General features: G+C 70.3%; 5 protein-coding genes. 1 reads left to right on the top strand and 4 read right to left on the bottom strand.

Translation table 11 applies throughout. From position 1 onward, the window contains the following. Positions 1-116: 116 nt before the first annotated feature. The 4 genes from ACFVV1_RS40555 to ACFVV1_RS40540 all read right to left on the bottom strand — a co-directional run bounded on the left by ACFVV1_RS40555 (position 117) and on the right by ACFVV1_RS40540 (position 4,543). On the bottom strand, positions 117-956 hold the full coding sequence (locus tag ACFVV1_RS40555) for an SDR family NAD(P)-dependent oxidoreductase (RefSeq protein ID WP_390000612.1): 840 nt from the start codon (positions 954-956) through the stop codon (positions 117-119). Positions 957-1,143: 187 nt separating this feature from the next. After that, positions 1,144-1,989 (bottom strand): amidohydrolase family protein, encoded by an 846-nt coding sequence (locus tag ACFVV1_RS40550; protein ID WP_390000609.1) that lies wholly within the window; start codon positions 1,987-1,989, stop codon positions 1,144-1,146. Continuing rightward, positions 1,986-3,173: a mandelate racemase/muconate lactonizing enzyme family protein gene (locus ACFVV1_RS40545; RefSeq protein ID WP_390000606.1), complete on the bottom strand. Its 1,188-nt coding sequence runs from the start codon at positions 3,171-3,173 to the stop codon at positions 1,986-1,988. Before ACFVV1_RS40545 ends, ACFVV1_RS40550 begins: the two co-directional genes overlap by 4 nt. After that, entirely contained in the window at positions 3,173-4,543 is a 1,371-nt protein-coding gene (locus ACFVV1_RS40540; RefSeq protein WP_390000603.1) for an aspartate aminotransferase family protein, read from the bottom strand. The genes ACFVV1_RS40545 and ACFVV1_RS40540 overlap by 1 nt, the downstream gene beginning before the upstream one ends. A 291-nt stretch (positions 4,544-4,834) precedes the next feature. On the opposite strand from ACFVV1_RS40540, the gene ACFVV1_RS40535 reads away from it, so the two are divergent. After that, entirely contained in the window at positions 4,835-5,692 is an 858-nt protein-coding gene (locus ACFVV1_RS40535) for an IclR family transcriptional regulator (RefSeq protein ID WP_390000601.1), read from the top strand. Positions 5,693-5,942 lie beyond the last annotated feature (250 nt).

Raw genomic sequence — 5,942 nt, 5'->3', positions numbered from 1 at the left:
CACGACGGGACGAGGCGGTGGACGAGGCTGGGGACGGTGCATTGACGGACATGGCGGAGGTACTCCTCGCGGTGTCGATGCGTACTCGATGAGGACCGACTGCCGGTCGGTCGCGGTCAGATCGTGTTGCGGTACGGCGGCATGAAGCGCATCCGCGGCATCTGGTCGGCCAGCACTCCCCCGTCGACGACGATGCGTGCCCCGGTGAGGTACGCCCCGGCGTCCGAGGCGAGCAGCAGCAGTGCGCCCACGCATTCGTCGGGCTGTGCGTACCGGCCGAGCGGGATCCGCTCGCGGTACGCGGATTCGAAGGCCTCCCGGTCGAAGGGGAATGCGCCGTCGATGGGCGTCTCGACCATGCCGGGGGCGAGGGTGTTGGCGGTGATGCCGTGCGGGGCGAGTTCGACCGCCAGGGTCTCGGTGAGCAGTTGCGCGGCGGCCTTGGAGGCGTTGTAGTGGGCCAGGCCCGCCTCCGCCACCAGGGCGTTCTTCGACGTGATGGTGATGATGCGGCCGGCGACGGAGTCGGCCGTCATGTGCTCGGCGACGCGCTGGCTGAGGAAGAAGACGGCGTCGACATTGACCCGCATGATGTGCGACCAGCTCGCCGGGGTGATCTCGTTGAAGCGTTCCAGCGCCGCCGTTCCCGCGTTGTTGACCAGGATGTGCAGCGGTCCGGCCTCGGCGCGCACGGCGTCGACGAAGCCGGGCAGCGCCTCGATGTCCGCGAGGTCCTGTCCGTAGGTGCGGACCCGGCGGCCGAGCGCCTCGATCGCCGCGGCGGTCTCGGCGACGCCGTCGGCACCGGGCAGGTCGACGAGGACCAGGTCGGCGCCGGCCTCGGCGAGCCCGACGGCGAAGGACCGGCCGAGACCGCGGGCGGCTCCGGTCACGACCGCGGTGCGGCCGGTCAGGTCGAAGCGGTCGGTTCCGCGGGGCGGGACGGCTGCGGTCATGGCGGGGGTTCCTCCAGGCGGAGAGGTACGGAGAAGGGTGCGGCGGGTCCGGCCCTGATCCGCCGGAGGGTCCGGGCCGCCGCGCAGGGACACTGGGGTGGGAGCGCGGCGGCCCGGCTGCCGGCCGGCGCCCTCGGACAGGGGGTTGACCCGGGCGCGGGCCGGCAGGTTCGTGGGGACGGCGGGGTCAGCCGTTCAGGCCCAGCAGATCCAGCGACGGCCGGTGGATGATCTCCTCCACCGCGTCCACGTCGAGCGGCGGCAGTCCGGGGATGCCGGGGATGCGGGCGATCTCCCGCAGCCCCTTCACCGAGTCGTCGACCGTCGTGAACGGGTAGTCGCTGCCGAACATCAGCTTGTCGAAGACCCCGTAGTCCTGGACGAGCCGGAGGCTGTGCCAGAGCTGGAAGGGCCGGTAGTGCAGGGCGCTGATGTCCGCGTACACATGCGGGTGCTTGCGGATGACCGCGATGCACTCGCCCTCGAAGGGGTGGCCGAGGTGGGCGAGGACCATCCGCAGTTCGGGGTGGCGGATGGCGACGGCGTCCAGGTGGCGGGGCATCGCCCACTCCAGGGGCGCGCTCGACACGAAGGTCGTGCCGGTGTGCACGAGGAGCGGGAGGCCGTGCCGTTCCGCGTACGTGTACAGCTCGTCGTACTCCTCGGCGGCCGGGTCGAAGCCCGCGTACATCGGCATCAGCTTGATGCCGCGCAGGCCCAGTTCCTGGTGGCCGTAGCGGAGTTCGTCCTGCCAGCCGGGCTGGGTGGGGTCCAGGGACAGGTAGCCGATCAGCCGGTCGGGGTGCTGTCCGGCGTACGAGGCGACGGCCGCGTCGTCGACCCAGAGGCCGCTGCGCCGCGCCTTGCCCCCGACGACGATCGTGCGGGTGCCCCCGGGGGCCGTGGCGGCGTACTCCTCCCACTTCACCGTGAGGTCGACCTCACCCGCGTGGGCGCGGGCGGAGTCGGACCTGAACGGGTCGGTGAAGTCGTGGCTGTGCCGGAAGAGATGCGAGTGGACGTCGACGATCATGTCCGGTTCCGCTTCTCCCAGCCGTCCGCGAACATGTTCCAGAAGCGGTGGCTGGGCGGGTGTTCCTCGAAGACCTCGTCGACGAGCTCGACACCGAGTCCCGGGGCGGTCGGCAGGCCGATGCGGCCGTCGACGATCGGGAGGGTGCCTTTGAGCGCGTCGAAGACGTGGTCCTCCAGGAGTCCGTCGAAGGTTTCGAGGATCTTGAAGTTGGGGATGCCGAGCGTCGCGTGCACCGAGACGGTGGTGCAGAGCGGCGAGTTGGAGTTGTGCGGGGCCACGAGCATGCCGTGGGTATCGGCAGTCGCGGCGAGCTTCCTGACCTCGGTGAAGCCGCCGGCCATGGAGAGGTCGGGCTGGATGATGTCGACCGCGTTCGTGGCGAAGAGCTGCTTGTACTCGTAGCGGTTGTGGAAGTGCTCGCCGCCGGAGATGGGGAACGCGGCGCGCTGCCGCAGTTCCGCGTAGCGCTCGATGTGGGTCCAGGGCATCGGCTCCTCGAACCAGCCGATGTCGAACGGCTCCAGCTCCCGCACCAGGCGGGCGGCGGTCGGCATGGCGAACCGGGCGTGACCCTCGATGAACAGGTCGACGTCCGGCCCGATGGCCTCGCGGACGGCGGCCACCAGGTCGACGGAGCGGCGCAGTTCGGCGCGCTCCAGCTCGTGCAGGCCGGGGCCGAAGGGGTCGAACTTGAGGGCGGTGAAGCCCTTCGCCACGGTCTCCTTCGCCTTGGCCGCGAAGGTCTCGGGCTCGCGTTCGCCGGTGTACCAGCCGTTGGCGTACACGCGTACGTCGTCCCGGCAGGCGCCGCCGGTCAGCCGGTAGGCGGGGACGCCGAGCGCCTTGCCCATCAGGTCGTACATCGCCTGGTCGAGGCCGGACAGGGCGATGCCGCCCATGTCGCCGCCGCGCAGGAAGTCGCCCTGGTAGACGCGGAGCCAGAGCTCCTCGATGTCGAAGGGGTCGGCGCCGACGAGGTGGCGCTGTGCCAGTGCCTCGGTGAGTGCGCAGACCTCGCGGACCCGGTAGGGGTGGGTGATCTCCCCGACGCCGGACAGGCCCTCGTCGGTGTGCACCCGGACGTAGCCGAAGTCGCGCCAGGAGGTTCCGAGTATCAGGGTCTCGACCCGGGTGATCCGTCCGGCGGGGCCCGCGGGGCGGGTGCGGTTGACGGTGAGCATCAGCGGGTCGCTCCGCCCATGGTGGAGGTGTTCTCCAGGTCGCGGGCGCCGCCGTCGGCGAGGACCGCCTCGACCGCGGCCTCGGTGCCCTCGATCAGGCGGTCCACGTCGGCGTCGGTGTGGGCGTAGCTGATGTGGCTGCGCTTGAGGTTGAGCGGCAGCTCGAACAGGCCGTGGTCGAGGAGTTTGCGGCGGTAGCCGACGAACAGCGAGGCGTCGTTGTTCAGCAGGTCCGCGTAGGTACGGGGGGTCTCGCCCGGCATGAAGTAGCTGACGAAGACGGAGCCGTAGCCGGTGACGACGGCGGGGACGCCTAGGCGCTCGTACAGTCCGGTCAGTTCGGAACGGACACGGTCGCCGAGCCGGAAGACGTGCTCGTGGACCGGCTCCTCGCGGAGCTTGCGCAGGGTGGCGAGGGCGGCGGCGACGACGGACGGGTGGCCGTTGTACGTACCGGCGAAGAAGGCGGGGGCGCCGGGGCGGGTGGAGAAGAGGTCCATCAGGTCGGCGCGGCCGCCGATCGCGCCGACGGGGGCGCCGTTGGCGATGGCCTTGCCGAGGGTGGTGAGGTCGGGGGTGACGCCGGAGATCTTCTGCCAGCCGCCGATGTCGTGGCGGAAGCCGGTGATGACCTCGTCGAAGATCAGGACGCTGCCGGCCCTGGTGGTCTCCTCGCGCAGCGTGGTGAGGAACTCCTGGTACGGCAGGAGCGCGCCGACGTTGTGCGGGACGGGCTCGACGATGACGGCGGCGATGTCGGAGCCGTGCTCGGCGAAGGTGCGGCGGACGGCCTCGCTGTCGTTGAAGGGCAGGACGAGGGTGGCTTCGAGGACCTCGGGCAGGATGCCGGTCGAGATCGGGTCGTGGGTGCCGACCTTCTCGGGGGCGGAGATGACGTTGAGGCTGACCGCGTCGTGCCAGCCGTGGTAGCAGCCCTGGAACTTGACGACCAGGCGGCGGCCGGTGGCGGCCCGGGAGACGCGCAGCGCGTGGAACGTGGCCTCGCTGCCGGTGCTGGTGAGCAGCACCTTCTCGATCGACGGGATCAGCTCGGTGAGCTGTTCGGCGAGGAGGACCTCGCCCTCCGTGACGCCGACGCCCATGTGGCCGAGGGTGGCGCCGGCCTCGGCGGTGGCGCGGGCCACGTCGGGGTCGTTGTGTCCGAGCAGCGGCGGGCCGAACGCCGAGTGGAAGTCGGTGTACTCGCGTCCGTCGGCGGTACGGAACCGTGCGCCGTCGGTCCCGGTGACGACCAGGTCGGTCAGTCCGGGAACGCTGCGCTGACCGCTGTTCACGCCGCCGGGTACGACCTTGCGGGCGCGCTCGGCGAGTCGGGCTCCGGATTCGTTGCCTACCGGGCCTGAACTCATATCGCTTGCTCCTTGCGTCGAGAGTCGTCGGTTTTCGCAGGCCCTGCCCGGCCTGTGAGTCCCTGGCGCCATCCGCCCGGCAGTCGCCGCAGGAAGAGGGTGATCCGTGGTGCTCGGGTGGTGCGTTTCACTTTTTCTGAACGCTGTTCTGTAGAGCAGAACAGTGCCTGGATATTACGTGCGTCACCTAGGCCGGTCAACCCCCTTTCCGGCTCGATAAACCCGATTCCCCGGCTTTCTTCACGGAGAAAGCGCCTCCCGGCCTCCCCGAAGGCACTAGGCTGTTCTGCTATGACGAACAGTGCTGCCCCAGAAGAACCGAAGTACTGGGTCAAGAGCGTGGCCAGGGCAGCGGACATCCTCGAAGCGCTCGCCGCCCCCGCACAGGGGAACGGCCTGAGCGTCACGGAGGTCGGCCAGGCCTGCTCCATCTCCAAGAGTGCCGCCTTCGGCATGCTCCAGACCCTGCGTGCCTACGGCCTCGTCTCCGACGACGGCGAGGGCATGAACCGCCGTTACCGGCTCGGCATGAGCCTGGCCCGGCTCGGCGACCGGGCCCGCTCCCAGGTGTCCCTGCGCGGGGTCGCCCACCCCGTCCTGCGCGAGCTCACCCGGACCACCGGCATGGCATCCAGGCTCGCCGTGCCCGAGGACGGCCATGCGGTCGTCGTGGACCAGGTCGAGCTCGACCAGCGCGTCCGGCTCGATCTGCGGATGGGCCAGCGCGAGCTGCCGCACTGCACGGGCCTGGGCAAGGCGCTGCTCTCCGCGATGCCGCAGAGCGAGGCCGCCGCGATCGTCGAACGCTTCGGGCTGCCCCGGCGCACGTCCCGCACGATCACCGACCCGGCCACCTTCCTGTCGCATCTGCGCGACATCGCCCGGGTCGGCTACGCCCTGGACGACGAGGAGGACGCCGAGGGCATCATCTGCATCGGCGCGCCGGTCTTCGACGACCGTTCCACGTGCGCCGGGGCCGTCTCCATCACCGGCCTCAAGCTCGGTCTGCCGGCCTGGCGGTACCAGGAGCTGGGTGGCCAGGTACGGGACGCGGCACGGCGGATCAGCCGCTCGCTGGGCTGGATCGACGACGCGGAGGACGCCGCATCCGACGCCGGCACGTCACATTCCGACGGATTCGGGTCTTGACCGATCGGCATATCCCGCCGTAGGTTCCCTGCCAACCCCGGTGACACTCACCCGTCACCGGCGATTTACCCCTTCCGGTCCGCTTCCGACGCCTGCCCACCGCGTCGTGAACATCTGGCGACCGGACCCTTTTCAGCCATCCGCCCATGGCAGTCCACCGCAGGAACGCTCCCTCATTCTCGGCACTTCTCGGAAGGCGAAGTCCGCATGAGCGTTCCGCACCACCCCACCTCTGCCTCGTCCCGTCGTA

The organism is Streptomyces sp. NPDC058092 (assembly GCF_042884935.1).
Lineage (GTDB): Bacteria > Actinomycetota > Actinomycetes > Streptomycetales > Streptomycetaceae > Streptomyces.
Note: the sequence above shows the minus strand (reverse complement) of the source record. Positions and strands in the feature narration are given on the sequence as shown.